The organism is Methylobacterium sp. J-001, from assembly GCF_022829565.1.
Lineage (GTDB): Bacteria > Pseudomonadota > Alphaproteobacteria > Rhizobiales > Beijerinckiaceae > Methylobacterium.
This window is the reverse complement of record NZ_JAKSYN010000028.1, coordinates 66,816-92,715: the sequence shown is the minus strand read 5'-3', so window position 1 is coordinate 92,715 and position 25,900 is coordinate 66,816. Positions and strand designations below refer to the sequence as shown.

Below are 25,900 nucleotides of genomic sequence, written 5' to 3'. Positions count from 1 at the left end.
CGAGGCCGTCCACAGATCGGATCCCCCCGCGATGGCCTGGGTGATCCGGGCTTCACTCCTCCGGATCAGCGCTGCGACCGTTGCCAGGACGGCGGTGAAGCGGAGCAACCACCGCCGGCTCTTCGACCGGGCGATCATCCCGTGATCGATTCTCCCCCTGGCTCACGGTGAGGGGCGTGACTGGGATTTTCGACGGCTCGGCGGCCGCTTACACCGTCACCGCGCGCAGCGAAGCAACCCGGGGCAGGGCGCATGTTCGGACCGCGGCCGCCTCCCGAATCGCCGCGGGCCCGACGGTGAGGACATGCGATCCGCTCGAACTCAACGGCCCTCGGACTTCTTCACCGCCGCCGAAACGGTGTTCTTTTGAGATGGGGCCGCAGCGTTCGTCTTCGGCACGGCCTTCTTGGGCTTCTTCGTCTCGCGGTTGCCGCGTTGCTTCTCGTTGCTCATGGGGAAGTCCTCCGGAGCGTGACGGCGGCTCTCCGTGCCGGGTCGACCCGCATGGCGCCCGTCACAGGCGGGGACATGGGATCCGCAGTCACCGGAGCCTGTCGCCGCCGTTCCGGTAATGCAACGAGCCTGCGCCCGAACGGGCGCAAAAGATAGTCTGGCACGGGCGGTCGCGGGGTCACTCGTCTTTTGCCGACGGCGCAAGCTTTGCCATATGGCTGCGCCGATGTGGCGACCGTCGCCACCCTTACCGTTGTTTCAGGAATACCTGCATGAGCCTCGAATCCGTCCGGGCCTTCTTCGCCGAGAGGGCGCCTGACATCACGGTGATCGAGTTGGCCACGAGCACCGCGACCGTGGCCGAGGCCGCTGCCGGCCACGGGGTCGCGCCGGCGCAGATCGCCAAGACGCTGTCGATCCGGGTCGGCGACCAAGTCGCCCTGGTGGTCACCCGGGGCGACGCGCGGCTCGACAACAGGAAGGCCAAGGCTGTGTTCGGCGGCAAGGTCCGCATGCTCGATCTCGCGGAGGTCGAGGCGATCACCGGCCACCCGGTCGGGGGCGTCTGCCCGTTCGGGCTGCGCGCGCCGCTGCCGGTCTATTGCGACGTCTCGCTCAAGGCCTTCGACGCGGTCGTTCCCGCCGCCGGCAGCACCCATAGCGCGGTCCGCATTGCGCCGGCCCGCATGGCTGAACTGACCGGGGCCGTGTGGGTCGATGTCTGCCAGGAGCCGGGGTGAGTGGGGGCTCCTAGCGCCCGCTCCAGGCCGGCGTGCGCTTGCCCAGGAACGCCTCCATCCCCTCGCGGAAATCCTGGCTCATGTAGCAGAGGAGGATCAGGTCATCGCCGGGATGCGGCGCGCCTTCGGCGGTGGGCTCTTCCTCGGCCAGGCGGCGCAGGCCTTCCTTGGTGGCCTGCATGGTGAGCGGGGCGTGGCCGGCCAGAAGCTGTGCGAGGGCGTCGACCCGGGCGGTCAGGGCCGGGCGATCCTCCACCACCTCGCCGACGAGGCCGATCGCGAGCGCCTCCTCGGCTCCGACGAGGCGGGCGGTGAAGATGATGTCCTTGACCCGCGCCGGGCCGATCAGCCCGGAGAGCCGCTTGAGATTGCCCTGGCTCAGGCAATTGCCCAGCGTCCGGGCGATGGGGAAGCCGAACCGGGCGTCGCGCGTGGCGATCCGCAGATCGCAGGCGGCCGCGATGGCGGCACCGCCGCCCGTGCAGGCGCCCGCGATCGCCGCGATGGTCGGCACCCGCAGGCGCTCCAGGGCGCCCAGCACCCGGTCCATGAAGCGCTCGTAGCCCAGCGCATCCTCGGCGGTCTCGAAGCTGCGGAACTGGGCGATGTCGGTGCCGGCCGCGAACGCCTTGTCGCCCGCGCCGGTGATGATCAGCGCCTTCACGGCCGGGTCGGCGGCGATCGCCTCGCAGCAGGTGATCAGGCCCTGGTACATCGCGAAGGTGAGCGCGTTGCGGGCCTGCGGCCGGTTGAGGACGATCCGGGCGATCCCGGCCTCGTCGGTGGTGAACAGCAATTCGTCAGTGGCGGGCGTGGCACTCATCGCAGCGTCTCCGGGTAACGGGATCAGGCCAGGGTCTCGCGGACCACGCCCCTGTCGATCAGGCCGTCGATCTCGGCCGCAGTATAGCCGGCCTCCGCCAGGATCGCCCGGGAATGCTCGCCGAGCAACGGCGCCGCCCCGTGGACCCGGCCGGGCGTATCCGAGAACTTCACGGGCAGGCCCAGGGTCTTCATGGGGCCGATCCGGGTGTGCGCGACCTCCACCACCATTTCCCGGGCGAGCGCCTGCGGGTCCCGGTGCATGGCGTTGACGTCGAGCACGGGCCCCGCCGGGACGCCGCCGGCTTCGAGACGGGCAAGCCAGGCCTCGGAGGTCGCCGCGCGAAAGATCGGCGCGAGGGTGGCGGCGAGGTCGTGGCGGTTGGCCATGCGGTGGCGGTTGAGGGCGAAGCGCGGATCCTCGGCCAGCGCCTCCGCGTCGATCGCCTTGAGCATCCGCAGCCAGTTGGTCTGGTTGGCCGCCCCGATGGTGATCCAGCCGTCGGCCGTCTCGAACGCCTCGTAGGGGGCGTTCAGCGGGTGGGCCGAGCCCATCGGCCCCGGGGCGATCCCGGTCGCCATGGCGATGGCCGATTGCCAGTAGGTGTGGGTGATCCCGGCTTCGAACAGCGAGGTGTCCACCGCCTGGCCCTTCCCGGTCCGGAGGCGGTGGGCATAAGCGGCCAGCACGCCCATGGCGGCCAGGATCCCGGCGGTGATGTCGGTCACCGGTGGCCCGCACTTCATCGGCGGCCGGCCCGGCCCCTCGCCGGTCACCGACATGAGCCCGCTCATGCCCTGGGCGACCAGATCGAATCCGGCCCGGTCGGCATAGGGCCCGGTGCGGCCGAAACCTGAGAGCGAGCAATAGACCAGCGTCGGGAATTCCTGCCGCAGGGTCTCGTAGCCGATGCCGAGGCGCTCCATGGTGCCGCCGCGGTAATTCTCGATCAGCGCGTCGGCGTTCGCCAGCAGCCGGCGCAGCACCGCGACGCCATCCGGGTTCTTCAGATCGAGGCTGAGGCCGCGCTTGCCGCGGTTCATCATCATGTAGGCGGCGCTCTCGCCCTCAAGCGCCGGCGGGACGGTGCGGCGGGTGTCGTCGCCCTCCATCTTCTCGACCTTGATCACCTCCGCGCCCATGTCGGCGAGCATCAGCCCGCAGACCGGGCCGGCCATGATATGCGCCAGCTCGATCACCCGCATGCCGGCGAGCGGCCCGGAACGTCCGGTTGTCTCCACCATCGCAGCGCTACTCCCCGGCCGGCACGCTCGCCACGGGGCCGGCCGGCCCGGTGACGGGGTCCACGAATTCGCGTTCGGGGTGCATCGTGAAGGCGAGGGCGGCGCCGAGCAAGCACAGGCCGACCGAGCCCACGAAGGGCAGCGTCCAGCTTCCGGTCATATCGACGATGAGGCCGAACACGATCGGCGAGACGATCGCGGCCACCGCCGAGCCGGTATTCATCAACCCGCTGGCGGTGCCGGCATATTTCGGCGCGATGTCCATCGGCACCGACCAGATCGGCCCGATCACCAACTCCGCGAAGAAGAAGCCCGAGGACAGCAGCAGCGCCACCAGGGTGAGGTCGCGGGTCAGGAACACCCCGGCCAGGCTCGCGGCCGCGCCCAGAAAGCCCACCACGATCACCGACAGGCGGGCGAGCTTCACGTTGCCGGTGCGATGGAGGATCGCGTCGCTCAGCATGCCCCCGACCGTATCGCCGACGACGCCGGCGAAGAAGACACCCGAGGCGAACAGGGCCGAGTTCTTGAGATCGAGGCCATAATTCTCCTTGAAGAAGCTCGGCAGCCAGCCGAGGAACAGCCACAGGGTCCATCCGTAGCAGAAATACGTGACCGTCACCGGCAGCATGCGCCGGGTGAGGGGCTCCCACGGCACCGACTGCTTGGCACCGACCTTCTTGGGCGGCGGCAGGGCCTCGAGCTCCTTGGCCGTGATGGTCGGGTGATCGGACGGGTCGTCGCGGAAATACAGGTACCAGATCACCACCCAGATGAAGCTGATCCCGCCCAGGATCACGAAGCTGGTGCGCCAGCCGAAATGGTACATCAGGAAGGCCACGATCGGCGGCGCCACCGCGTTGCCGAGCCGGGCGAAGGCGTGGGTGATGCCCTGCGCGAAGCCGCGCCGGCCCGGCGCCGTCCAGTTCTGCATCGCCCGGGTCGCGGTCGGGAAGGTCGCGCCCTCGCCGAAGCCGAGGAGCACCCGCGCCAGGAACAGGCTGATCAGCCCGCCGACCAAGCCGGTGAGGATCGTGGCCGAAGCCCAGATCATGCCGCAGACCAGCAGCGTGCGCCGGGCGCCGAACTTGTCGCCCACGGAGCCGCCGATCACCTGGAAGATCGCATAGGGATAGGCGAAGGCCGAGAGGATCAGACCGAAATCGGTCTTCGACATCCCGAACTCGCGGATGATCTCGGCGCCGGCGGTCGCGATGTTCACCCTGTCCAGATAGGTGATGAAGTACATCACGCAGAGCAGGCCGAGCACGCCTTGGGTGGCGCTCACGCGCTTCAGCATCGACCGTTCCTCCGCTCCAGGGCGCCGCGTTTCGCGGTCGCCGGGCGCCTCGTCCTGGGGACGGGCACTCTTTGGTATTCGTTATTCAATCGCCTCTTAGGCCGGAAGGCAACCGTGCGTCGAGGGGATCGGTACGAATTCAATCGGCTGGCGGGAACGCAAAACGGGAGCCGTGAGGCTCCCGTTTCGGTTTTTCCAGACTGTCGAGGCGGCGCTTAGACGGTTGCGGGCTGAAGCTGGCCGGTCTCCGTCTCGGTGCCCAACGCCTTGCCGCGGGGGCCGACCCAGCTGCCGACCCACTTGCGCTGCCACAACATCAGGCAGCCGAGCACCGCCGCGGTGAACACCGCGTAGCCAATGAAGCCCGTTGAGAACGAGCCGGTATACTGCTTCGAGAGACCCATGACGTTGGGCAGGATCGCGCCGCCCAGCGCTCCGACCTCGCCGATCATCGAGCCGGCGACCGCTGTGTTGGTCGGCCAGCGCAGGGGCACGAGCTGGAACAGCGCGCCGTTGCCGGCGCCGAGCGCGGCGAAGCAGAGCATGAACAGCAGCGTCGTCACGGCGAGCGAGGGCGTCGCCATCAGCGACAGGAAGGTGGCGATCGCGGCCAGCAGCACCACCGAGAGCACGGCGATCCCGCCCATCCGGTCGGCGAAGTAGCCACCGACGATCCGGATGCCCGAACCCATGAAGGCGGCCAGCATGGTCAGCCGCCCGGCCTCGACCTTTGTCACGGAGAATTGCTCGTAGAAGAAGGTCGGGAGGAAGTTCGACAGCCCGACGAAGCCGCCGAAGGTGATCACGTAGATCAGCGAGAAGGCCCAGCCGTCCTTGGTGAACAGGCAGGAGATGTGCTGCTTGAACGACTGGTGGGCGTTGTCCGGCGGCTCCTTGGCGAACACGATCATGACCACGAGCGGGATCAGCATCACCACGCCCGCGAAGGCGTAAGTGGTCTGCCAGCCATAGGCTTGTGCCAGCGGCGGCGCGAAAAGCACGGCCAGGACGGTCCCGGAATTGCCGGCGCCCGCGATGCCCATCGCCAGACCCTTGTGCTCCGGCGGGAACCAGCCCGACCCGAGGGACAGCGCAACGCCGAAGGACGCGCCGGCGATGCCGAGCAGCACGCCCATGGCGAGCACGTCGTTATACGAGGAGACCGCGAAGAAGCCGTAGGCCATCGCCAGCATGATCACGGTCATCTCCGTGATCGCAGCGTTCTTGCGGCCGATATACTGGGCCAGGATCCCGAGTGGGAAGCGCATCAGTGCCCCGGCCAGGATCGGCAGCGAGATCATGAAACCGGTCTGGGCCGGGGTGAGCTTGTAGGTCTCGGTGATGAACGGGCCCATGGCGCCGTTCAGGACCCAGATGGCGAAGCAGAAATCGAAGTATAGGAATGCTGCGAACAGCGTCGGGGGGTGACCCGACTTCATCGCCGTCTTGAAGCTCGCCATAGCTGGTGCTCGTCTTGAGAGAGGCGAACCGTCACGCGGTCGCTCATGCCGGGGATCCGGACTCACACCGTCCGCTGTTTGGAGCGCCGTTGCTCCGCCGCCGCAGCTGGCGCGACGAGGCGGGCAATGCAGCATGCGTGCCAGTTTTTGGGGGGATCGGGGTGGTGACGAGCACGGCCGTCGATCGACCCACACCGTCATTGCGAGCGCAGCGAAGCAACCTAGGAAACGCTACGCTCTGAGACGGCGCGCTGTCCTGGGTTGCTTCGCTACGCTCGCAATGACGATGCGGGTGGCAGCGCTTATCTCGTGACTCAATGTTATCTGGAAGAAAGATTGCCCTTCATCCGGGCAGCACTGCTTGGGAATCGGGCGCGGCCTGGAAGCGTCGCGCTCACCGGCACGATACGACAGTGCGGACGATCCAGCCTTCCTGAGGCAGCCAGAACTTGCGACGGGCCCGGCCGCAATCGCGCTCGGGCTGGGTGCCGGAGGTCCAGGTTCCGGTGGGCTCCACGACCTTGGCGGGCTCCACGATCTTGGGCGATTCCACCATTGTGGCGGGTCCGGCCGTCCCGGCGCGGCGGGCCTCGGCGGGCGCACTGACAACCAGGGCGGCGGCGAGCAGAGCAGCACCCCGTAAAACGCTTGCGCGCACGATCAAGACCCTCGCTCGGCGAAGATGCCGAGGGACCGCATCAACCGGAGGTTGCCGACTGGCGCAAGCGCGATCCGGCTTGAAACCCGTGCCGTCCCGTCCGTTCACGCGGCAGGGTGAACGGACGGGTCATGCGTTGAGGCAGGAACGCAACACAGGTGAGGAGAAGTACCGGGGGAGACATCAGACGACGGTCATAAGGGACCTATGCAACTTGGCGGTGCCGCGCGATCTTTGCTAAGGCCTGGAATGAGCGTGGCCTTGTATTCGTGTTGGCCTGCTCGATCGCGCGCCGCCGCAAGTATCCGGTGACGCCGCGCCATCCAGGGAAAACCGAACCATGTCCGCCCCGATCCGCCGCCTGTTCCTGGCCGGCTTCACCGTCCTGGCGCTCGCCTCCACAGCCCACGCACAGGGCCGCGGCCCGGTCGCCGCGTCCGGCATCGACGGGTTCGGCGACGACGGCCAGCTCTATCAGGACCAGAACGGTGCGTTTTACGTGCGCCGTGGCGACCGCTACCTGCCGTATACCGGCCGTCCCCCGGTGGTCCGCACGGCACCCCCGGCCGCGTCGGTTCCGCAGGCGGCCCCGGTCTACGCGCCGGACTATGACGATCCGGCCGCGCCGCCCCGCCGGGCTGCCGGAGCGCCGCCGGCCGAGGGGCTCTCCCCCATCGAGGCCGCCAAGGCGAAGGCCGTGCTCCGCGCCCCCGATGATGGGCCAATCGACTACGCCAAGGCCTATGGCCCGATCCAGGACGACGTGTTCCCGGTCCAAGCCTTCAACTACAAGAAGATGAACCCGGCCTTCCTCCGGCAAGAGATCGCCTATAACGGCCCCTACGAGCCGGGCACGATCATCGTCGATCCCCGCGCGCACCAGCTCACCCTGGTCGAGCAGGGCGGGCGTGCCCGCCGCTACGGCGTCGGCGTCGGCAAGCAAGGGTTTTCCTGGTCCGGGAACGCGACGGTCAACTCGAAGCAGGCGTGGCCGGACTGGTATCCGCCCAAGGAGATGATCGCCCGCAGCCCGAAGCTCGCCAGCGAGGTCGACAAGCTCCAGAGCGGTCTGGGCGTCGAAGGCGGCCTGCGCAACCCGCTGGGCGCCCGCGCCATGTATCTCTGGCAGGGCAACAAGGACACGCTGTTCCGCATCCACGGCACCCTCGAGCCGTTCTCGATCGGCAAGAGCGTGTCCTCAGGCTGCATCCGGATGATCAACCAGGATGCGATCGACCTGTTCAGCCGGGTCAATGTCGGCTCGAAGGTCGTCGTCCTGAACTGATACTTTCGAAAGATCGGGAGCGCCGTCAGGCCACGCCGCGGCGGTGCTCCCCGAGAATTCGCCGGACCGTGCCGGCTTCCGAGCGGTAGACCACCGTCTCGGTCTGGATCCGGTCCGGCCGGAACCGGACGCCGCGGAGGAGCGCACCATCGGTCACGCCGGTGGCGGCCACGATCACGTCGCCGCTGGCGAGATCGACCAGATCGTATTTCCGGTTGTAATCGTCGATGCCCATCTCGGCGGCGCGGCGGCGACGCTCGGGCGTGTCGAGGATCAGCCGGCCCTGCATCTGGCCGCCGATGCACCGCATGGCCGCGGCGGCCAGGACGCCCTCGGGGGCGGCGCCGGTTCCCAGATAGATGTCGATACCGGTCTCGGCGGGGCTCGCCGTGAAGATGATGCCGGCGATGTCGCCGTCCGAGATCAGCCGGACTGCAGCGCCCGCGGCCCGAACCTCGGCGACGAGATTCGCGTGACGCGGGCGGTCGAGGATCAGCGCGGTGATCTGATCGGGCTCGACGCCCTTGGCCCGGGCGAGCGCCGCGATGTTGTCGGCGGGGCTCGCGTCGAGATCGACGATGCCCGGCTTGTAGCCCGGGCCGATCGCGATCTTCTGCATGTAGACGTCAGGCGCGGCCAGCAGGGAGCCGCGCTCGGCCATGGCCATCACGGCGATCGCGCCGGGCATGTCCTTGGCGCAGAGCGTCGTGCCCTCCAGCGGATCGACCGCGATGTCGACCTCCGGCCCCTCGCCCTGCCCGAGCCGCTCGCCGATGAACAGCATCGGCGCCTCGTCCCGCTCGCCTTCCCCGATCACCACGGTGCCGCGGATCGGCAGGCCGTTGAGCTCGTCGCGCATCGCGTCGACCGCCGCTTGGTCGGCGGCCTTCTCGTCGCCCTTGCCGCGGAGCCGCGCCGCCGCGATGGCGGCCCGCTCCGTGACGCGGGCGAGTTCGAGGGCGAGCGTGCGCGGGACGCCACGCGGGTCAGTCTTAGGGGCCACGGCCATCGTTTCCTGCCTGTGTCCGGGCCCGATCTTGAGGTCGGATCCCGCCTTGATCGTCGTCGACCGACACCAATCAGCCTACGCTTGGCGCTTCTTTAACACTTATCTTGCATCAAGATTTAGGCACTCTGCCCAATTGATGCACTCTTATTCCCGTTCAATGCGGATCACCTGCGGTGGTTCAGCCAACAAGCCATCCGCGTCGATCGCGTCGAGGGCGGCGCGAATCGTGCCCTCGGTGGCCGCGTAGGTGATCAGCACCAGCGGAACCGGGCGTCCGGAGCGGCCGCGCGGATCGGATCCGGCGCCTTCGGTTCGGCGCTGCAAGATGCTCTCCAGGGAGATTTCCCGCTCGGCCATCCGCTGGGCCACGCCCGCGGCGACGCCGGGGCGGTCGTGCACGGTGAGGCGGATGTAATAGCCGCCCTCGTGGCGCTGCATCTCGACGCGCTCGCTGGCGCGCATCGCCGAAGCCGGCACCCCGAAGGTCGGGCGCACGATGCCGCGGGCGACGTCGGCGATGTCCGCCACCACCGCGGAGGCGGTCGCCTCGCCTCCGGCGCCGGGGCCGATCAGGGTCAGTTCGCCGACCGCATCCGCGTCGATGGTGACGGCGTTGGTCACGCCCATCACCTGGGCGATGGCGGAGGATTTGGGCACCATGGTCGGGTGGACGCGCTGCTCGATCCCGGCCTCCGAGGCCTGGGCGACGCCGAGGAGCTTGATCCGGTAGCCGAGCTCGTCGGCCATGCGCAGGTCGAGGGGCTGCACCCGGGAGATGCCCTCCACCGAGACGCCCTCGGCGTCGATGGCGGTGCCGTAGGCGAGGCTCGTCAGGATCGCGAGCTTGTGGGCGGTGTCGAAGCCCTCGACGTCGAAGGTCGGGTCCGCCTCGGCATAGCCCAGAGCCTGCGCATCCTTGAGGCAGGCCTCGAAGGTCAGGCCCTCGCGCTCCATGCGGCTGAGGATGTAATTGCAGGTGCCGTTGAGGATCCCGTAGACGCGCGCCACGGCGTTGCCGGGCAGGCCCTCGCGCAGGGTCTTGATCACCGGGATGCCGCCGGCCACAGCGGCCTCGTAGGCGAGCGCGACGCCGCTGGCCTCGGCGAGGGCCGCCAGCGCCGCGCCGTGGCGGGCGAGCAGGGCCTTGTTGGCGGTCACGACGGTCTTGCCGGCCTGGAGCGCCGCCTCGACCACGGCCTTGGCCGGCCCCTCGGCGCCGCCGATCAGCTCGACCACGCAGTCGACGTCGCCCGAGCGCGCCAGCGCCACCGGATCGTCGAACCAGGTCACCCCGGCGAGATCGAGCCCGCGGTCGCGGCTCCGGTCGCGGGACGACACGGCAGCGACGCGGATGTCGAGGCCGGAGGCCAGCAGGGTGTCACGGCGGCGGGCGATCATCCGGACGACGGACGCGCCGACGGTGCCGAGCCCGGCGACGCCGATGCGGTAGCTCACTGTCATGATTCCTTCCGTGCCGGGGCCCCGCAGACGACCGGGCCTCCGATGCGCCGCATCTCTGCAAGAATTCCGGCCCGCCCGCAAGAAAACCGCGGGTCCCGGATCGATCTCCCGCTCAGCCCGCGACGGCCCGGTGCCGGATCGCCGTGGCGACGAGGGCGTAGAGCACGAGGGCGTTGAGCAGATGCCAGAGCGCGTGCGTCCCGGTCGGCAGCACCGCGCAGGCGACCTGGTCGATGGTGCGCACGGTGAGCGAGATCAGGAACAGCACGCCCACGACAACGAGTCGCCGGCCGGTGCCGACGAACCGCGTCTCCGGACGATCGAGCGCCGCCACGGTGAACAGGGCCAGAGCGGCCGGCAGGTAATCGATCGAGCCGTTGGTGCGGGCGGAGATGTCGGACCCGGTCAGCCCGTCGAGGGTCGGCACCAGGGTGAAGCTGAACAGGATGAAGCCGGCAGTCGCTGCCTCCACCCGGAGGCGGGGCAGCTTCAGGAACCGGTGGAGCGCCAGGACGAGGTAGGCGACGATGAAGACCGTGATCGGGATGATGTCGGCATACATCGCCCAGGTCACCGCCAAGGTGTGGAACAGGAACGAACCGATCCCGACCAGGGCGATCAGCCCGGCCAGTCCGAGGCAGGCGCGATCGGGCGGATCGGCGGCGCGGGCGCGGCGTGCGGCGGCCGCAGCCGCCAGCAGAAAGGCGGCGTTCGACGCCGCGTTGAGCGGTTCGGCCCAGAACCCCGGCCCGGTCCGCTCGCAGTACGCCATCACCGGCTCGAACCACCCCATCGTCATCCCGGTGTCCATACCTCCCCAATCTTGCGCGGTGATGGCCTTGTCAGCGCGCCGCGAAGCGGGGATGACGGCCAGGCGGCGACCGGAAGCGAGGCGATGCGGATCACGACCTGGAACGTCAACTCGATCAAGCAGCGGCTGCCGCATCTGCTGGGCTTCCTCGACGAGGCAAAACCCGACGTGGTTTGCCTGCAGGAGCTGAAGTGCCAGGACGACGCGTTCCCCCGCGCCGAGGTCGAAGGTGCCGGCTACGCGGTCGAGACCCTGGGCCAGAAGGCCTATAACGGCGTGGCGATGCTGGTGCGGGCGCCGCTGGCGATGACCGAGATCCGCCGCGGCCTGCCGGGTGACGAGTCCGACGAGCAGTCCCGCTACATCGAGGCGCTGATCTCTGGCGCCGACACCAAGCCGGTGCGGGTGGCCTCGATCTACCTGCCGAACGGCAACCCGGTGGACAGCCCGAAATACCCCTACAAGCTCGCCTTCCTGGAACGGCTGCGGCTCCACGCCCGCACCCTCATGGAGGACGAGCATGCCGTGGTGCTGGCGGGCGACTACAACGTCATCCCCGAGCCCACAGACGCGGCCGACCCGGAGGCGTGGCGCTCCGATGCGCTGTACCTGCCCGCCACCCGGGCGGCGTTCCGCGCGCTCCTGGCCGAGGGCTACACCGACGGCCTGCGCGCCTGCGACCCGCGGGACGGCCTCTACACCTTCTGGGACTATCAGGCCGGCTGCTGGCAGCGGAATGCCGGCATCCGCATCGACCATCTGCTGCTCTCCCCCCAGGCTGCCGACCGCCTGGTCTCGGCCGCCGTGCAGAAGCACCTGCGGGGCCTCGACAAGCCGTCCGATCACGTGCCGGTGACGGTGGAATTGACGCCAGGGTAGGGCCGAAGCCGCATCACGGGCCTGTCGGTCGCGCCGCCTCGGTTCGAAAGCAGATGGATGGCGCACGGGAAGCAGGTGGCGATAGCGCCCGTCATGCCACCTTGCAGGAGGCCCCGATACGGGTCCCCGCGCGCCTGTTCGACCGGTCTTTGGAATCCCAACTCTCGTGCCGAGAGGCCCGCGCCAGCGGCTCTCGATTGCCCGGCATCGCAGCGTGCGGGCACGGGTGGAAGTATCAGGCTGAACGCCCTTCCACGTCCGGCTCCCGTCTCACATCTTCAGCGGACGCGCCTGCAGGATCGCCGCCCGCACGAAGGGCCGCTTCAGCTGAGTGCCGACATTCGCCCGGCCGACGAATTCCTGCGCGCCGGGATGGCTGCGCACCGCCTTGATGAGGTTGAGCCGGTGGCCGCTGCGGAAGCGGTACGGCTCGGTCACCGCGCCATTCAGGAACGCTTCGACGCTGGCATCGATCTCGTCCTCGGCGATCACGTTCGCCGTGTGCAGCATCTGGATGGTCTGAAGGTCGGTCATCATCGATAGATAGGGCGGCGGCGCCGGTTACGCAGCCAAGGTTACCGGCGCCGCCGCTCGAGGGAAAGGCCGCCCCCTACCGCGTCGTCGCCAGCAGCAGGTCCGGCAGCCAGAGGGCGATGCCCGGCACGAGGCAGAGGATCAGGATCGCCACCGCCATCAGCATCACGAAGGGCAGGGTGCCCCAGATGATGTCCGAGAGCGGGATGTCGGGGGCGATGTTCTTGATGACGAAGATGTTCAGGCCCACCGGCGGGTGGATCAGGCCCATCTCCATGGTGATGGTCATCACCACGCCGAACCACACCAAGTCGAAGCCCGCGGCCTTGAGCGGCGGCAGGATGATCGGCGCGGTCATCAGGATGATCGAGACCGGCGGCAGGAAGAAGCCGAGCACGATCACCAGGGCGAGGATCGTCACCAGCAGCACCCAGGGGGAGAGCTGCATCGCCACGATCGCGGCCGCGGCCGATTGCGACAGGTGCAAGTAGCTCATCACGTAGGCGTAGAGCAGCGACATGCCGATGATCAGCATCAGCATGGTCGATTCCCGCAGCGTCGCGATCAGGATCGGGCTGACGTCCCGGAACCGCCACACGCCGTAGATCGCGGCGATCAGGCCGAGCGCCAGCAGGCCGCCGAGACCGGCCGTCTCCGAGGGGGTCGCGTAGCCGCCGTAGAGCGCCACCATCACGCCGGTGAGCAGGATCACGAAGGGGAGCACCCGCGGCAGCGTCGAGAAGCGCTGGGCCATGCTGTACTGCTCGTCGGCCAGGATCGGCGAGGCCGGGCCGCCGCGCTCCAGCACCGCCTTGGCGGCGGCGAATTCCGAGCGGAACCGGTACATCGACCAGGCCGCGAACAGGGCGACCAGCAACAGACCCGGCCCGATGCCGGCCAGGAACAGCCGCCCGAGGGACTGCTCGGAGGCGACCGCGTACAGGATCATGGTGATCGAGGGCGGCAGCAGGATCCCGAGGGTGCCGCCGGCCGCGATGATCCCGGCCGCGAAGCCCGGCGAGTAGCCGCGCTTGCGCATCTCCGGGATGCCGGCCGAACCGATGGCCGAGCAGGTCGCCGGGCTCGAGCCCGCCATGGCGGCGAACAGCGCACAGGCGAAGACGTTGGCGATGCCGAGCCCCCCGGGGATCCGGTGCATCCAGGCATGCATCGCCGAGTAGAGGTCCTGCCCCGCCCGGGACCGGCCGATCGCCGCGCCCTTCAGGATGAACAGCGGGATCGACAGCAGGGTGATCGAGGCCATCTCTTCGTAGACGTTCTGGGCCACCGTATCGAGGGACGCGGCCGGCATGAACACGACCATGAAGGCCAGCGCCACGGCGCCCAGCGCGAACGCGATGGGGATGCCCGACAGCATCGCCCCGAGGGTGGCCCCCGCGTAGAGGAAGCCGATCGCCGCCGTGCTCATCGTTTCACCCTCGCGTCGACCGTGCGGCCGATCGGATCGGGCCCCTGGGGCGTGACCCCCGGCGCACCGTGCATGTCCCTGTTGACGTCGGCACCGATGCCGATCTTCGGCTTGGCCCAGCCCGCCGCCCGTGGCCCGTAGAGCAGGGCCTCGGCGATCTGCAGGACGAACTGGAGGCACAGCAGGCTCATGCCGGCGGCCATCAGCGTGTAGGGGATCCAGAGCGGCGGCCCCCAGGTCGACTGCGAGGTCTGGCCGTCGACCCAGGCCTCGTGGTCGAGGGTCCAGCTCTTCCAGGCGAAGAACGCACAGAAGGCGAGGCTGACGACGTCCACGAAAAGCAGACGGACCCGGTTGACCGCAGGCGGCAGCAGCCCGGTCAGGGCCTCGATCGCGACATGGCCGCGCTTGGCCTGGACTCCGGCGGCCGAGAAGAAGGTCGCCCCGACGATCAGGAAGACCGCCATCTCGTCCTGCCAGTCGGTCGGTTCCTTCAACAGGTAGCGGACCACGACGCTGTGGCTCAGCACCAGGCAGGCACCGACGAGACAGAGCCCCCCGAGGCCGAGGATCACGCGGTTGATGCCGCGCAGCGTCCGGTCGAAGAGCCCGAGCAGGCCGGGGAGCCGGGGCTCCTCGGCGCCCTTCGCGTCCGGGATCGCGGTGGCCGCGTCGAAGCCGTGGCTCACGCGACCTGCTCCGCAAGCTTCAGCAGTTCCGCGCAGGTCGCGTTACGGCCGGCGTAATCCTTCCAGGCGGTCTCGCGGGCGATCTCCCGCCACTGGCCGAGCACCTGATCGTCGAGCTGCGAGACCTTGGCGCCGGCCTTGGAGAAGATCTCCTCGACGCGGGTATCGTCCTCCTTGGCGCCGGCCTGGCCGAAGGCCTCGAGCTCGGCCCCCACGGCCATGATCAGGCCCTGCTGGTCCTTGGGCAGGCCGGAGAACACGGTCTTGGACATCATGATCGGCTCGAGCATGAACCAGTAGGAGCGCTCCCGGCCGGAGGTGAGCGCCTTCGAGAGCTCCTCCAGCCGGAACGAGATCAGGCTGGTGGACGAGGTGATGACCGCGTCGCACGCCCCGGTCTGCATCGCCGCGTAGGATTCGTTCGAGGGGATCGAGAGCGTCGCGGCGCCGGCCTGCTTCATCATCAGGTCCATCTCGCGGGAGCCGCCGCGGACCTTCATCCCCTTGGCGTCGGCTGGCGCGATCAATCCCCGATCCCGGCTGGCGACGCCGCCGGCCTGCCAAACCCACGAGACCAGGACGATGCCCTTGGATTCCAGCAGCTCGGTGAGCTTGCGGCCCACCGGCGCGGTCTTCCAGGCCACGGCCTGCGCGTAGGAGGTCACGAGCGCCGGCATCAGCCCGATATTCAGCTCCGCCACCTCGCCACCCGCGTAGGGGCTCGGATAGAGCGACATGTCGAGCGCGCCCTTGCGCATGGCGCCGAACTGGGCGTTCGTCTTCATCAGCGAGGAGCCGGGATAGACCTGGACCTCCAGGGCGCCCTTGGAGCGCTCGCCGACCGCCTGAGCGAATTTCCGGCACATGCGGTCGCGGAAATCGCCCTCGTCGATCGTACCGCCCGGGAATTGGTGCGACAGCTTGAGGACGGTGGCAGCCTGGGCGGCGCCGAGACCGAACCTCAGGATGGCGGGCGCCGCGAGGGCGGCCGCGACCAGCGTGCGACGTGTCGGCGTCATAGCTCTCTCCCGCGCCGCAATACGAGCAGCGTCCATTTTGTGCGCCGCAATACTGATCAACAGCGCTTGTATGCAAGAAAAACCGTCTTGTATATTTTGTCAACGGTGGAGCATATGTGATGGGCATCAAGCCCGGCGGCGAGCCAGGAATCGGGCAGATGCAGCGCTGATCTGTCGGCGCGGAGGGATGGAGGCATGAGTCACGCCCAGCGTCTGCGCCAGCGGATCGAGGACGAGATCGTCTCGGGCGAACTCGCCCTCGGCTCACGCCTGGACGAGAACCAGCTTGCGGCGCGCTTCGGGGTCTCGCGCACGCCGATCCGGGAGGCCCTGCTGCAATTGGCGGCCACCGGCCTGGTCCAGACCAAGCCGCGGCGCGGCGCCATCGTCAGCGCCCCGGAGCCGCACCTGCTGCTCGCCATGTTCGAGGCCATGGCCGAGATCGAGGCCGCGTGCGGCCGGCTCGCCGCGCGCCGCCTCGTGCCAGAGGATGCCGAGGCGCTGCAGGCGGCGCTGGCCGGTTGCAAGGCGGCGATGGCCGAGGCGGATACCGAGAGCTATTACGCCGAGAATTACGTATTCCACACGGTGGTCTACCGGGCCAGCCGCAACGCCTTCTTGGCCGACCAGGCTTTGTCGCTGCATCGTCGGCTGGCACCATACCGGCGGTTGCAATTGCGGGTCCGGCAGCGGCTGCCGCAATCGCTCGCCGAGCACGAGGCGATCGTCGCCGCGATCGTGGCCGGGAACGAAGCCGGTGCCGCCGAGGCCCTGCGCAGCCACGTCATCGTTCAGGGCGACCGGTTCACCGACCTCGTCGCCGGCCTCCGGGCATCGAACGCGGCCTGACCGGGCCGCAAGCGCCGCTTAACCGCGATACGCGCGGGGATTGCGTAGCTCCGGGTTCTGACTCGACTAGAAGTTGAGTAATCGGCATGGTCGCCCTCTGGAATCGAGGACGATTATGCTGAAGGACATCGTGAGAAGCGCCGGGCGCCGCGCCGGGGTCGATATTTTCCGGGCCAGCACCGAACCGTTCCGCTGGAGCCACACGGTTCACGATTATCACCCGGTGGTGCCATCCTCCCGCTGGACCCCCGGCAGCGCGCCGCACGGTCACCTGCGGTCGGTCTTGGCCCGGGAAACCGCCGCCTACGGATCGTTCCTCGATGCGCTGGAGAGTTAGGTCGATCTGCTCCACAGCGTTCCGCACGAAGCGGGAGCGACCGGCTCGGTGACGCCGCACTGGAACAACACCTGGTTCACCGCCCTCGACGCTGCAGCGCTCATGACCCTGCTCGCCTGGAAGCGGCCGGCCCGCTATCTCGAGATCGGATCCGGGTGCTCGACCTGCTTTGCCCGCTACGCGATCGACGCGCTGAATCTGCCGACGACAATCACCTCGATTGACCCGATGCCCCGGCGTGAGATCGATGCGATCTGCGATTGGACTCTTCGCAGTCCACTCGAAGGGTGTGATCTGAAACTCTTCGACGAGTTGCGCGCCGGGGACATCGTGTTCTTCGACGGATCGCACCGATCCTTCGCCAATTCCGACGTGACGGTGTTCTTCTTCGAAGTGATGCCGCGTCTCGCGCCGGGTGTGATCGTGCAAATCCACGACATCTTCATCCCGGATGACTACCCTGCCGCGTGGAACTGTCGTCTCTACAACGAGCAGTACCTGCTGGCCGCGATGCTGATGTGCGGTGCGCCGCCGTTCCGGGTGACCGTCCCGGTCATGTACCTTTGCCAGGAACCGGCGATGCGCGCCCGGATCCAAGCGGTCTTCGCCGCCCGTGGTCCGGGCCCCGACATCCCGTTTCTCTATCCCAACGATTCCCGCACGCCGGGTGCCTCGTTCTGGTTCGAGATGACCGCTCAGCCGGCTTCCGCGACCCCATAAGTCGCTGCAATCACGGGCTTTTTCCCGCGGATGTGCTCGCGCATCAGGATCGCCAGGGCGCCCCCGTCCCGGGAGCGCAGCAGCGCGATCATGTGCTCGTGCTCGGACACGGCGCGAGCCCATTGGTCCGGGGTCTGGTGGGCCGAATAGCGCGACCGCTGGATGCGGCCGGACAGGCCCTCGTAGATGTTGACCAGGATGCCGTTGCGGCTCGCCGCCATGATGCCTTCGTGGATCCGCCGGTTGTGGCTGAAATAGCCAGCCTCGTCGCCGGCCTTCCAGGCCGCCACCATGGCCCGATGATCGGCCTCGATCGCATCAATCTCGGCCTCCGAGATCGTCCGGCAGGCGAGATCGCCGGCCGTGGCCTCGAGCGCGGCAATCACCTCCATCATTTCCTCGAGCTCGGTCTCGGAAATGCTGGCGACCCGGGCACCGCGGTTCGGCAGAAGCTCGAGCAGGCCCTCGGTCGCCAGGATCTTGATCGCCTCCCGGAGCGGCGTGCGCGAGATTCCGAACCGCTCCGTCAGCTCACCCTCGTTGATGCGCGCCTTCGGCTCCATTTCGCCGGAGCGGATCAGTTCACGCATCCGGTCCGCCACCTCGTCGTGGAGATAGCGACGGCTAATTCCGATGCCGGGGTCGATCTTGTTCATGGGCCCAGAGTGCACGCACGGTCAAAGCAACCTGAGTGCATGTGTAGGTGCCCGGCAATTCAGTGTCGAGGCGGCGCCGTGCGCACGAGCGCGTCATCGAGAACGCGAACCACATGCTCCGCGCGGATGCCGAGGCCGTCGTGAATCTGGTGCCGGCAGCTCGTGCCGTCGGCCACGACGAGATCGCCGGGGGCGGCCGCCCGCAACGCCGGGAATAGAGACAGTTCGGCCATGGCCAAGGAGGTCTCGATCGTCTCGGCGCCATAGCCGAACGCCCCCGCCATGCCGCAGCAACTCGATTCGATGACACGCACGTCGAGGCCCGGGACGGTTCGCAGCACCGTCTCCACCGAGCCCATCACGCCAAAGGATTTCTGGTGACAATGCCCATGCAGGTGCGCCACGCGGCCGCCCTGATCCACCAGCGGCAGCGTGATCCGGCCCGCCGCCAGGTCGCCGGCCAGCAATTCCTCGAATAGGAACGCTTGCTTGGCGAGAAGCGCAGCCTCGTCGCCCGGCAGCAAGGCCGAGAACTCATCACGGAAGGTGAGAAGGCAGGACGGTTCCAGGCCGACCACCCGGGCGCCGGCCCGGACGAAGGGCAGGAGCGTGTCGAGGGTCCGGCGCGCTTCGGCGCGGGCCCGGTCGGTCTGGCCCGAGGCAAGCCAGGTCCGCCCACAGCAGAGTGGCCGACGCCCGCGGTTCGGATAGACCCGGTGGATGCGGTAACCCGCGGCCTGAAGCACCCGCTCGGCCGCTTCCAAGTTCTCCCGCTCGAAGGCGCGGTTGAACGTGTCGCCGAACAGGATGACGTCACGGAAATCCCCCGTCACGTCTTTGGGGTGGGCCGCCTCACCCTGCTCGCTCCAGGGACGCCGCCAGCGCGGCAGCGAGCGCTTCGCCGAGAGCCCGACCATCCGCTCCGATAGGGCGGCCAGCGTCGGGTGCCGGTCGCGGAGGTTGAGGAGCGGCGCGAGCTTGGCGGCGATGCCGGCGTAATGCGGCATCAGGCCGATCAGCCGGTCGCGCAGGGGCAGGCCGTGGCGGGCGTGGTAGTGGTGCAGGAACTCGACCTTCATCTTGGCCATGTCGACGCCCGTCGGGCATTCCCGACGGCAGGCCTTGCAGGAGACGCACAGGTCGAGGGTGCGCTTCATCGCCTTGCTGGTGAAGGCGTCCGGCCCGAGCTGGCCGGAGATGGCGAGCCGCAGGGTATTGGCGCGGCCGCGGGTGAGATGCTCCTCCTCGCGGGTCGCGCGGTAGGACGGGCACATCGCCCCGCCGGCGAGCTTCCGGCAGGTGCCGTTGTTGTTGCACATCTCGACGGCCGAGCCGAAGCCGCCCCAATCCGACCAGTCGAGGGCGGGCTTCAGCGGCTCCATCACCGCGTAATCGGGCTTGAACCGGAACAAGCTCCGGTCGTCCATGGTCAGCGGCCGGACGATCTTGCCGGGATTGAGCCGGTTCTCCGGGTCGAACGCGTCCTTCACGGTCTCGAAGGCGCGGGTCAGGACCGGGCCGAACAGCGGCGCGATGTATTCCGAGCGCGAGATGCCGTCGCCGTGCTCGCCGGAATAGGAGCCCTTGTAGCGGCGCACCAGCTCGGAGGTCTCCTCCGCGATGGCGCGCATCCGGTTCACGTCGCCGCCCTCCTTCATGTCCAGGATCGGGCGGACATGGAGGCAGCCCACGGAGGCGTGGGCGTACCAGGTGCCGCGGGTGCCGTGCTTGGTGAACACCTCGGTCACCGCATCGGTGTAGTTGGCGAGGTGCTCCAACGGCACCGCGCAATCCTCGATGAACGAGACCGGCTTCGCGTCGCCCTTCATCGACATCATGATGTTGAGGCAGGCCTCGCGCACCTCCCAGACCGAGCGCTGGCGGGCCGGCTCGACGATCTCGACGACCGCATCCGCGAAGCCGTGATCGGCCATGCAGGCGTCGAGCCGCTTCAGGTCGCGCTTCAGGGCGGCCAGATCGTCCCCGGCGAACTCCGCCAGCAGCAGGCAGTTCGGCTTGCCGCGGGTGATGTCTGCCAGCGTCGCCCGGAACAGCGGGATGTCGGCGCCCAGCACCAGCACGTTGTTGTCGACCAGCTCTACCGCCACGGGGTCGAGGGCGACGATGTGCTGCGTCGTCTCCATAGCCGCCCGGAAGGACGGGAAATGGCAGACACCCATCACCCGGTGCGCCGGCAGGCGCGACAGCTTGAGGGTGATTGAGGTGGTGGCGGCGAGCGTCCCTTCCGAGCCGACCAGCAGATGCGCGAGGTTCGGACGCGGCTCAACCAGGGCGTCGAGGTTGTAGCCGCCCACGCGCCGCTGCACCTTCGGGTAGCGGGCTTCGATCTCGTCGCGATGGAGCAGGGCGAGGGCGCGCATCCGCTCGGCGAGGGATTCGGCATGCGCCGAGCCGGTGACGCCGGTGGTCGCGTTGCCGGTCAGGCCGAAGCCGAACGCCTCGCCGTCGGGTAGCAGCGCGTCCAGCGCCAGGACGTTGTCGCTCATCTTGCCGTAGCGCAGCGAGCGGGCGCCGCAGGAATTGTTGCCGGCCATGCCGCCGATGGTGCAGCGGGTCGCCGTCGAGGGCTCGACGGGGAAGAACCAGCCATCGGCCTTCACCCGGGTGTTCAGGCGCTCCAGCACCATGCCGGGCTCGACCGTGATCGTCCCGGCCTCGGGATCATAGGCGCGGACGCCGTTGAAGTGGCGCGCGCAATCGACCACCAGCCCCGAGCCGATCGGCTGGCCGTTCTGCGAGGTGCCGCCCCCGCGCAGGATCACCGGCGCGCCGTGATCGGCCGCAATCCGTAGGGTGACCGCGATGTCCGAGGCCGTGCGCGGCAGGACCACGCCGGCCGGAATGATCTGGTAGATAGAGGCATCGGTGCTGTAGCGGCCGCAGGTGAACGCGTCGAAGCGCGCCTCGCCCTGAAGCTGCTCCGCGAGCTTACGGGCCATTCCGCCATCGTGACGCGCCGCCGCGCGCGGCGACACCGCACTCCGAGCCTTGGCTTGCGTCACGGCCGATCCCTCCCGCGGGCGCGTCCCCGCCCATTGGAAGGATTGTATTCAAAATTCACGATCGGGAAAGCCGTGGTCGTGCCGCACCGGCGATGTGGACGATCAATCGACTCCGGCTAGCCCCGTCGGGCGGACCGTCAGATCGTCATGCCGCCGTCGATAGAATAGCTCTGGCCTGTCACGAACGCGGCCTCGTCGCTCGCCAGGAAGACCACCAGCGGGGCGATCTCCTCGGCCTTCGCGAGCCGGCCCATGGGCTGACGAGCGATGAAGGCCTTGCGGGCCTCCGCGGGATCGTCGAACGCGTTGATCCGGTCGGCGAGCGAGGGCGTGTCGACCGTGCCGGGGCAGACGCAGTTGCAGCGGATTCCGCGGCCGACGTAATCCGCCGCCACCGACTTGGTCAGGCCGATCACGGCCGCTTTGGTCAGCCCGTAGACGAAGCGGTTCGGGAGGCCGCGCAGCGACCCGGCGACACTCGCCATGTTGACGATGCTACCGGCGCCGGCCTCCAGCATCCGCGGTAAGACCGCGCGGATCGTCCAGAACTGCGACCGGACATTGAGGTTCACCGCGAAGTCGAAATCGGCATCGCTGGCGTCGAGCACCGTGCCGGCATGGACGTAGCCCGCGCAGTTGAACAGCACGTCGATCCGGTCGAGCCCGCCGGCTACCGCCTCGATTTGCGCCCGGTCCAGCACGTCGAGGGGTGCGGTGGTGACGTTCTCCACCCCGTCGAAGGTCCGGAGCGCCTCCGCCCGGACATCGGTGGCCAGCACCTGCGCGCCTTCACGCGCCATCGCCAGGACACTGGCCCGGCCGATGCCCTGGCCTGCGGCCGTGACCAACGCTGTCTTGCCCGCGAGACGCATGCTCCGATCCTCCCCTCAGCGCGATCGTCGTGCGGCTTGGGTCTCAGTCTGCCGCGATCGGCGCCGCGGCGGAACCCGTGGTATCGAGTTTTACGAGAGCATCCGGGTGTCGCCGTCGATGGAGATCGGTTGCCCCGAGATGGTCCGGCCCCGGGGCGAGCAGAGCAAGAGGATCTGGTCAGCGAGCTGGCGGGCGGTGACGTAGTCCTTCACCGACACGAACGAGAAGGCGCGGGCCTCCATCTCGGCGAAGCTCGTACCCTGCTGCTGCGCCTTGGCCTCCAGGACTCGGCGCTGGCGATCGCCCGCGACCAGACCGGGCAGGATCGCGTTCACCCGGATGCCGGCCTCGCCCAGCTCGATCGCCAGGGACTTCGTGAAGCCGATCACGCCCCATTTCGCCGCCGCGTAGGGGCTGCGGAGGCCGAAGCCGAACTTGCCGGCCGCCGAGGACAGGTTGACGATCGAGCCGTTGCTGCTCGCGCGCAGGTAGGGCACGGCGAGCCGGGCGCAGTTGAACTGGCTGGTCAGGCAAACCGTGAGGCAGCGGTCCCACCCCTCGGGGGCGATCTCCTCGACCCGCCCGGTCGGCCCGGCGATGCCGGCATTGTTCACCAGCACGTCGAGGCCACCGAGGTGATCGACGGCCTGATCCATCATGGCGGCGACCTGCTCCCGGTCGGCGACGTCGGTCCGGCTGCGGCCGACCTCCGCGGGCAGAGCCGCCAGCGCCGCCTCGTCAATGTCGCAGGCGAAGACCCGCGCCCCTTCCTCCAGGAACGCATCGACGATGCCGCGTCCGATGCCGGCGGCGCCTGCCGTTACGAGCACGCGTAAGCCGGCGATTCCGAGATCCATATCGTTCCTCCCGCCCTAAGCATCGTCCCGAAGGCGCTTGCCGCCTTGCTGACGCGGACGATGGGCACCAAAACTACGCGTCCCGAAGACCCCCGCTGGACAGGATGAAATCTGCCGCCTCGCGGATATCGGAAGCCAGGGCTGCGGCGGCGGCGGGCCCGTCCCGGGCCTCGATCGCGACCAGCGCCTCGGCATGTCGCCGCAGCGCGAAGCCCTGGAGCAGCCGCTCGGGATGGGCGCGCAGGTCGAGGTTGATGACCGGCCCCGCCTTCAGCCACAGCCGGGCGATGATCTCTTGGAGCGGCGCCAGCCCGCAGGCGGCGTAGATCGCGAAATGCAGGTCGCGGTTGAGCCGGACCGCACGGGTGCGATCGGGCTCCGCAGACTCGGCCTCGGCCCGGAACGCCGCCTCGGCCCGGCGGATCGCGGCGAGGTCGGCCTTGCTCCGATGCTCAGCGGTGCGGGCGGCGGCCATGCCTTCGATCGCCATGCGGGTCTCGGCGAGCGCCCGGAAATCCCGCGCGGTCATGATCGGCACACGGATCGCGCGAGTCGGCGCGACTTCGAGCACGCCGTCGGCCACGAGGCGGCTCACAGCCTCGCGCACCGGCATCACCGAGACGCCGAGCGCCGCCGCGCTCTGGCGCAGGGACAGACGGTCGCCGGGCGCCAGCCGCCCGGCGGCAAGGAGATCCGCCAGGGCCTCGTAGGCGGTGTCGGCGAGGGTGCGCCGATCGAGTTGAGGCAGTCCGGCCAGGGCCAACGTGGAACTCATATGCCGAGACTAGACGAATCCGGCACTATCGCGCTAGTGATCTGTGATCACAGTCTGAGTGAGAGCTGCCTGAGTTCATCGAGAATGCTCGGCCTAGTGGGCCGCGTGAGCCGCGCGAGGATCAGGAGCTGCGGCGGAAGGTTTTGTGATTATGACCGATAGCGTCGCGATCATCGGCGCCGGCCTGATCGGCCGAGCCTGGGCGATGATCTTCGCCCGCTCGGGCTGGGATGTGCGGCTGTTTGATGCCGTGGACGACGTCGCCGAGGCCGCGATCCCGCTTTGTGTCGAGGGCCTGAGGACTCTGGCCGAGCATGGGCTTTGTCCGGATCCGCAAGGGGCGGCGGATCGCATCTGGGCGCCCGAAAGCCTCGCTGCCTGTCTCGACGGCGTCGGCTTCGTTCAGGAGAACGGGCCGGAACGGCTCGATGTGAAGCGGGCCCTGTTCGCCGAGATGGACGCGCTGGCACCCCCGGATGCGGTCATCGCCTCGTCTTCTTCGGCGATCCGCTGCTCGCTGTTCACGGAAGATCTGCCCGGCCGCGGGCGCTGCCTGATCGGCCATCCAGTCAACCCGCCACATCTGATCCCGCTGGTGGAGATTTCCGGGGCGCCCTGGACGGGCACCGACGCTCTCGCACGCGCCCGGGAAACCTACGAAACGATCGGGCAGGTGCCGATCACCGTCCTCAAGGAGATCGAGGGCTTCATCCTCAACCGGCTCCAGGGCGCCCTGTTGGCCGAGGCGTTCCGCCTCGCCTCGGAGGGCTACGTCACGCCGCAGGATCTCGACAAGACCGTCTCGGATGGGCTCGGCCTGCGCTGGAGCTTCATGGGGCCATTCGAGACGATCGAGCTGAACGCCCCCGGCGGCATCGCCGATTACTGCGCGCGCTACACCGATTTCTACAAGCGCCTCGCCGCCGACCCGGCCCCGCCCGCTGTCTACGAGGCGCCGGCCACCGAGGCGATCCTGGCGCAGTGGCGGGCGCCCGCGGATCTCCCCGCCCGCATGCGCCACCGGGACGCCCGGCTCGCGGCCCTGCGGGCCCACAAGCGTTCACGGAAGGATTGAGCATGGCCCCCAAGCGGAAAGTCATCATCACCTGCGCCGTCACCGGTGCGATTCACACGCCCAGCATGTCGCCACACCTCCCGGTGACGCCGGAGGAGATCGCCGACGCCGCCATCGGTGCCGCCGAGGCCGGGGCGGCCATCGTCCACCTCCACGCTCGCAATCCCGAGACCGGTCAGCCCGATCAGTCGCCGGAGGCGTTCGCCAAGTTCCTGCCGGTGATCAAGCAGCGCTCGGGCTGCGTGGTGAACCTCACCACCGGCGGCGCGCCGACCATGTCGATCGAGGAGCGGGTGCGCCCGGCCGCGACCTTCCAGCCGGAGGTCGCCTCGCTCAATCTCGGCTCGATGAATTTCGGCCTGTTCGGCATGCTCGACCGCTTCAAGGATCTGAAGCACCAGTGGGAGCGTGACTATCTCGGCAACAAGGACATCATCTTCCGCAACTCGTTCGGCCAGATCGAGCACATCCTGACCACCTGTTCGCCGAACGGCACGAAGTTCGAGTTCGAGTGCTACGACACCGCGCACCTCTACAATCTTAAATACTTCTTCGACCGCGGATTGGTGAAGGCGCCGCTGTTCATCCAGACGGTGTTCGGCCTGCAAGGCGGCATCGGCGCCCATCCCGACGACGTGATGCACATGAAGCGCACCGCCGACCGTTTGTTCGGCGATCAGTACCAATGGTCGGTGCTGGGGGCCGGCCGCAACCAGATGAACATCGCCGCCATGGCCGCCGCAATGGGCGGCAACGTCCGCGTCGGCCTGGAGGACAGCCTGTGGGACGGCCCCGGCAAGCTCGCCGAGACCAACGCGGCGCAGGTACGCCGCGTCCGCTCCATCATTGAGGGGCTGGGCCTTGCGGTCGCCTCACCCGACGAGGCACGCGAGATGCTGGCGCTGAAGGGCGGGGATAAGGTCGCGTTCTGAGGAGCGTTC

General features: G+C 68.6%; 26 protein-coding genes. 8 read left to right on the top strand and 18 right to left on the bottom strand.

Annotated features, from left to right (window positions below; genetic code table 11):
• Nucleotides 1-321: 321 nt before the first annotated feature.
• Nucleotides 322-453 carry a hypothetical protein gene (locus MKK65_RS31100; RefSeq protein WP_279596462.1) on the bottom strand — a complete coding sequence of 44 codons (132 nt, stop codon included), beginning with the start codon at nucleotides 451-453 and terminating at the stop codon, nucleotides 322-324.
• 272 nt (nucleotides 454-725) lie between these two features.
• Here MKK65_RS31100 and MKK65_RS02340 point away from each other — a divergent pair, with 272 nt between their 5' ends.
• Nucleotides 726-1,193 (top strand): YbaK/EbsC family protein, encoded by a 468-nt coding sequence (locus MKK65_RS02340; RefSeq protein WP_243954980.1) that lies wholly within the window; start codon nucleotides 726-728, stop codon nucleotides 1,191-1,193.
• Between the two features lie 10 nt (nucleotides 1,194-1,203).
• Here the strand turns inward: MKK65_RS02340 and MKK65_RS02335 are convergent, their stop codons facing one another.
• The 5 genes from MKK65_RS02335 to MKK65_RS02315 all read right to left on the bottom strand — a co-directional run bounded on the left by MKK65_RS02335 (nucleotide 1,204) and on the right by MKK65_RS02315 (nucleotide 6,684).
• Nucleotides 1,204-2,016: an enoyl-CoA hydratase/isomerase family protein gene (locus MKK65_RS02335; RefSeq protein WP_243954978.1), complete on the bottom strand. Its 813-nt coding sequence runs from the start codon at nucleotides 2,014-2,016 to the stop codon at nucleotides 1,204-1,206.
• Nucleotides 2,017-2,039: 23 nt separating this feature from the next.
• On the bottom strand, nucleotides 2,040-3,260 hold the full coding sequence (locus tag MKK65_RS02330) for a CaiB/BaiF CoA transferase family protein (protein ID WP_243954976.1): 1,221 nt from the start codon (nucleotides 3,258-3,260) through the stop codon (nucleotides 2,040-2,042).
• A 7-nt stretch (nucleotides 3,261-3,267) separates the two neighbouring features.
• The gene (locus tag MKK65_RS02325; RefSeq protein WP_243954974.1) at nucleotides 3,268-4,560 is read right to left on the bottom strand and encodes an MFS transporter; all 1,293 of its coding nucleotides are present in this window, start codon (nucleotides 4,558-4,560) and stop codon (nucleotides 3,268-3,270) included.
• Nucleotides 4,561-4,775: 215 nt separating this feature from the next.
• Nucleotides 4,776-6,020 carry a nitrate/nitrite transporter gene (locus tag MKK65_RS02320; RefSeq protein ID WP_243954972.1) on the bottom strand — a complete coding sequence of 415 codons (1,245 nt, stop codon included), beginning with the start codon at nucleotides 6,018-6,020 and terminating at the stop codon, nucleotides 4,776-4,778.
• Nucleotides 6,021-6,414: 394 nt separating this feature from the next.
• On the bottom strand, nucleotides 6,415-6,684 hold the full coding sequence (locus tag MKK65_RS02315) for a hypothetical protein (RefSeq protein WP_243954971.1): 270 nt from the start codon (nucleotides 6,682-6,684) through the stop codon (nucleotides 6,415-6,417).
• Between the two features lie 334 nt (nucleotides 6,685-7,018).
• Here MKK65_RS02315 and MKK65_RS02310 point away from each other — a divergent pair, with 334 nt between their 5' ends.
• Nucleotides 7,019-7,963 carry a L,D-transpeptidase gene (locus MKK65_RS02310; protein ID WP_243954969.1) on the top strand — a complete coding sequence of 315 codons (945 nt, stop codon included), beginning with the start codon at nucleotides 7,019-7,021 and terminating at the stop codon, nucleotides 7,961-7,963.
• A gap of 25 nt (nucleotides 7,964-7,988) precedes the next feature.
• Here the strand turns inward: MKK65_RS02310 and glpX are convergent, their stop codons facing one another.
• From glpX to MKK65_RS02295, 3 genes are all read right to left on the bottom strand, one after another.
• Entirely contained in the window at nucleotides 7,989-8,972 is a 984-nt protein-coding gene (glpX, locus tag MKK65_RS02305) for a class II fructose-bisphosphatase (RefSeq protein ID WP_243954967.1), read from the bottom strand.
• Nucleotides 8,973-9,116: 144 nt separating this feature from the next.
• Complete coding sequence (locus MKK65_RS02300) at nucleotides 9,117-10,433, bottom strand: homoserine dehydrogenase (protein ID WP_243954965.1); 1,317 nt, start codon at nucleotides 10,431-10,433, stop codon at nucleotides 9,117-9,119.
• Nucleotides 10,434-10,545: 112 nt separating this feature from the next.
• Nucleotides 10,546-11,232 (bottom strand): ceramidase domain-containing protein, encoded by a 687-nt coding sequence (locus MKK65_RS02295; protein WP_243954963.1) that lies wholly within the window; start codon nucleotides 11,230-11,232, stop codon nucleotides 10,546-10,548.
• A gap of 96 nt (nucleotides 11,233-11,328) precedes the next feature.
• Here MKK65_RS02295 and xth point away from each other — a divergent pair, with 96 nt between their 5' ends.
• Nucleotides 11,329-12,123: an exodeoxyribonuclease III gene (gene xth / locus MKK65_RS02290; RefSeq protein ID WP_243954961.1), complete on the top strand. Its 795-nt coding sequence runs from the start codon at nucleotides 11,329-11,331 to the stop codon at nucleotides 12,121-12,123.
• Between the two features lie 270 nt (nucleotides 12,124-12,393).
• On the opposite strand, the gene MKK65_RS02285 is transcribed toward xth, so the two are convergent.
• From MKK65_RS02285 to dctP, 4 genes are all read right to left on the bottom strand, one after another.
• On the bottom strand, nucleotides 12,394-12,660 hold the full coding sequence (locus MKK65_RS02285) for a hypothetical protein (protein ID WP_243954959.1): 267 nt from the start codon (nucleotides 12,658-12,660) through the stop codon (nucleotides 12,394-12,396).
• A gap of 73 nt (nucleotides 12,661-12,733) precedes the next feature.
• The gene (locus MKK65_RS02280; protein WP_243954957.1) at nucleotides 12,734-14,086 is read right to left on the bottom strand and encodes a TRAP transporter large permease; all 1,353 of its coding nucleotides are present in this window, start codon (nucleotides 14,084-14,086) and stop codon (nucleotides 12,734-12,736) included.
• Complete coding sequence (locus MKK65_RS02275; protein ID WP_058192120.1) at nucleotides 14,083-14,775, bottom strand: TRAP transporter small permease; 693 nt, start codon at nucleotides 14,773-14,775, stop codon at nucleotides 14,083-14,085. Before MKK65_RS02275 ends, MKK65_RS02280 begins: the two co-directional genes overlap by 4 nt.
• Nucleotides 14,772-15,794, bottom strand: a complete 1,023-nt coding sequence (gene dctP / locus MKK65_RS02270; protein WP_243954955.1) for a TRAP transporter substrate-binding protein DctP — start codon at nucleotides 15,792-15,794, stop codon at nucleotides 14,772-14,774. The genes MKK65_RS02275 and dctP overlap by 4 nt, the downstream gene beginning before the upstream one ends.
• A gap of 195 nt (nucleotides 15,795-15,989) precedes the next feature.
• Here dctP and MKK65_RS02265 point away from each other — a divergent pair, with 195 nt between their 5' ends.
• The 3 genes from MKK65_RS02265 to MKK65_RS02255 all read left to right on the top strand — a co-directional run bounded on the left by MKK65_RS02265 (nucleotide 15,990) and on the right by MKK65_RS02255 (nucleotide 17,700).
• Complete coding sequence (locus tag MKK65_RS02265; RefSeq protein WP_243954953.1) at nucleotides 15,990-16,643, top strand: GntR family transcriptional regulator; 654 nt, start codon at nucleotides 15,990-15,992, stop codon at nucleotides 16,641-16,643.
• Nucleotides 16,644-16,758: 115 nt separating this feature from the next.
• Nucleotides 16,759-16,980, top strand: a complete 222-nt coding sequence (locus tag MKK65_RS02260) for a hypothetical protein (RefSeq protein ID WP_243954952.1) — start codon at nucleotides 16,759-16,761, stop codon at nucleotides 16,978-16,980.
• 48 nt (nucleotides 16,981-17,028) lie between these two features.
• Complete coding sequence (locus MKK65_RS02255; protein WP_243954950.1) at nucleotides 17,029-17,700, top strand: class I SAM-dependent methyltransferase; 672 nt, start codon at nucleotides 17,029-17,031, stop codon at nucleotides 17,698-17,700.
• On the opposite strand, the gene MKK65_RS02250 is transcribed toward MKK65_RS02255, so the two are convergent.
• The 5 genes from MKK65_RS02250 to MKK65_RS02230 all read right to left on the bottom strand — a co-directional run bounded on the left by MKK65_RS02250 (nucleotide 17,676) and on the right by MKK65_RS02230 (nucleotide 23,884).
• Complete coding sequence (locus MKK65_RS02250; protein WP_243954948.1) at nucleotides 17,676-18,356, bottom strand: GntR family transcriptional regulator; 681 nt, start codon at nucleotides 18,354-18,356, stop codon at nucleotides 17,676-17,678. The genes MKK65_RS02255 and MKK65_RS02250 overlap by 25 nt on opposite strands.
• 59 nt (nucleotides 18,357-18,415) lie before the next feature.
• The gene (locus MKK65_RS02245) at nucleotides 18,416-21,316 is read right to left on the bottom strand and encodes an FAD-binding and (Fe-S)-binding domain-containing protein (protein ID WP_243954946.1); all 2,901 of its coding nucleotides are present in this window, start codon (nucleotides 21,314-21,316) and stop codon (nucleotides 18,416-18,418) included.
• Nucleotides 21,317-21,516: 200 nt separating this feature from the next.
• Nucleotides 21,517-22,251, bottom strand: a complete 735-nt coding sequence (locus MKK65_RS02240) for an SDR family oxidoreductase (protein WP_243954944.1) — start codon at nucleotides 22,249-22,251, stop codon at nucleotides 21,517-21,519.
• A gap of 90 nt (nucleotides 22,252-22,341) precedes the next feature.
• Nucleotides 22,342-23,109, bottom strand: coding sequence for an SDR family oxidoreductase (locus tag MKK65_RS02235; protein ID WP_243954942.1), 768 nt, complete (start codon nucleotides 23,107-23,109; stop codon nucleotides 22,342-22,344).
• Nucleotides 23,110-23,182: 73 nt separating this feature from the next.
• Nucleotides 23,183-23,884, bottom strand: coding sequence for a GntR family transcriptional regulator (locus MKK65_RS02230; RefSeq protein WP_243954940.1), 702 nt, complete (start codon nucleotides 23,882-23,884; stop codon nucleotides 23,183-23,185).
• A gap of 151 nt (nucleotides 23,885-24,035) precedes the next feature.
• Here MKK65_RS02230 and MKK65_RS02225 point away from each other — a divergent pair, with 151 nt between their 5' ends.
• Nucleotides 24,036-24,959, top strand: coding sequence for a 3-hydroxyacyl-CoA dehydrogenase (locus tag MKK65_RS02225; RefSeq protein ID WP_243954938.1), 924 nt, complete (start codon nucleotides 24,036-24,038; stop codon nucleotides 24,957-24,959).
• A gap of 2 nt (nucleotides 24,960-24,961) precedes the next feature.
• Nucleotides 24,962-25,891, top strand: coding sequence for a 3-keto-5-aminohexanoate cleavage protein (locus tag MKK65_RS02220; protein WP_243954936.1), 930 nt, complete (start codon nucleotides 24,962-24,964; stop codon nucleotides 25,889-25,891).
• Nucleotides 25,892-25,900: the final 9 nt, after the last annotated feature.